Genomic DNA, 2,015 nt, shown 5'->3' on the forward strand with positions numbered 1-2,015 from the left:
GTGGACTCCTTCGATCGGCTCGGTGCGGGTCGTCAGGTTGTGGCCCCAGATGGAGCGGGCGTCGTGGTCGAAGCCGAGCACACTCACCGCACCGGTCGACATCGCGAAGCGGCGTCCCTCACGCACCGCGAACTCCGCCCAGCGCGCGATCAGCACCCGCGAGAAGTGCCCGTGACCGACCAGGACCACGTCGCGCCGCGCCAGCTCCGGCTCCGCCCGGGCGAGTACCCGATCGGCCCTGGCGCCCACCTGTTCGGCCGTCTCCCCGCCGGGCACGGGCGCGGTCCACACCGTCCAGCCGGGGACGGTCTCGCGGATCTGCGCGGTCGTGATGCCCTCGTACTCGCCGTAGTTCCACTCGACCAGATCGTCGTCGACCTCGATCGGCGACAGACCTGCCAGTTCGGCGGTGTGTCGCGCCCGCAGGCGCGGACTGGTGAAGCACAGCGGATCGCGCAGGTCGAGGGATTTCAGCACCAGCCCGGCCGCGACGGCCTGGGTTTCGCCCAGCTCGGTCAGCGGCAAGTCGGTGAAGCTGGTGTGCTTGCGCTGACTCGACCACTCGGTTTCGCCGTGGCGCAGCAGGACCAGGCGGGCATCGGGTGTGGACATGGTTCCATCATGGCAGTGCGGGTTCAGCCGAGCGCGTAGAGCTGTCCGCCGCGGCGTTCGAAGACCGTGTTGCCCAGGACGGCGGTGGAGATGGTGTCGCCGCGGTAGTCGGTGCGCGCGAGCGGGATCTGGGCGACGGTCGCGCCGTTGCCGCTGTCCACCGCGAGCTGCCCGTCGGGGACCGGGACCAGCAGCCTGCCCGCCATCAGGGCGGGGGTGCCTAGTGCGTCGCGCACCGTCCAGACCGGCTGTAATGAGCTGGAGCTCAAGGCGATCAGGCTGTTGCCGGTGAAGACGTAGATGGCCGAGCCGAGACGGGTCACCGTGGTGCGCTCGTCCCACGGGGCGGCGAGCTGGTAGGTCGCGATCTCGTTGCCGGTGCCGTCGTGCACGGCGATCCTGGCCGGCAGCCCGAGGCCGGTGGCGGTCGCGGGCGTCGGCGGGTAGTAGACCGCGATCTTGTTGTCCGACACCGCGATCACCCGCATCTGCGGCGCGTCGGCACCCGGTGCGGTGAGCACCCGCGAGCCGTATTCCTCGGGGGCGGTCGATTCCTTCGGCGCCGGATTGAGCACGGTCAGCCGGTCGGTCGCGTCACCCGGGCAGCGCTCGAGCACGGCCAGCCGCGAGGAACTCGACGCGGCCGACCGCAGGGCACATCCGTTGCGCGGCTGGGTGTTCGGATTCACCGGGGCATCCACGTAGCCGTACTCGAGCGTGCGTACCAGATCCGAACGCCACATCTCCAGCCGGTTCGCGCCGAGCGCCAGCAGGTAGGTGCCGTCACCGCTGACACGGATCTCGTCGTCCATGTAGCTGCTGCGCGCGACCCGGCGCGCACCGGTATCGGCCTCGAGCATCACGGACTGGCTGCACCCACGCTGATCGCGATAGGTCGCGATCACGGTCCCGAACTGCGACTCGACCCCGCACAGCGGCATATCCCGGCGATACCACCACAGCTGATTGCCGGTGAGCGGATCGCGCCCACTCACGGTGCCGTGGTCGCCGGTCACCACCACATTGCCCGACGTGAGCGCGCGCCTGCTCGACTCGTCGGCGGCGTGCCACTGCTCGCGCAAGGTGGTGGGCAGCTGGGTGGCCGCGGTGATGGTGGGGGCGGGGGAGGCCGCCGTCACCGAATCCGTTCCGGTGGCATCGGCGCGCGCCCATACGACGAACGCCGCCACCACGAGGGTGACGGCGATCGCGACTGCTACGAAGATATCGGCGCGCGTCCGCCGTTCGGGTGCGAGCACGAAGGCGACACTAGCCGATCGGCATCACTGGGCCGAGTTCGCCGTCGTGTGCGGGGGTGACGGGTTCTGGGGTGGGGATTCGGGCTTCGGTAGTCCCAGGTCGGTTCGACTGTGTTTGTCGGCGCGCTGGCGCGCGCGTGTCCG

Annotated in this window: 2 protein-coding genes; both read right to left on the reverse strand. The window is 70.2% G+C overall.

Annotated elements, in window-relative coordinates; genetic code table 11:
* Positions 1-612, reverse strand: a 612-nt coding sequence (locus ACFWDO_RS21360) for an acid phosphatase (RefSeq protein WP_380347178.1), incomplete at its 3' end; no start/stop codon positions are given.
* 23 nt (positions 613-635) lie between these two features.
* Positions 636-1,871 carry a hypothetical protein gene (locus ACFWDO_RS21365; RefSeq protein ID WP_379312582.1) on the reverse strand — a complete coding sequence of 412 codons (1,236 nt, stop codon included), beginning with the start codon at positions 1,869-1,871 and terminating at the stop codon, positions 636-638.
* Between the last annotated feature and the right edge of the window lie 144 nt (positions 1,872-2,015).

The organism is Isoptericola sp. NPDC060185 (genome assembly GCF_042728595.1).
GTDB lineage: Bacteria > Actinomycetota > Actinomycetes > Actinomycetales > Cellulomonadaceae > Isoptericola.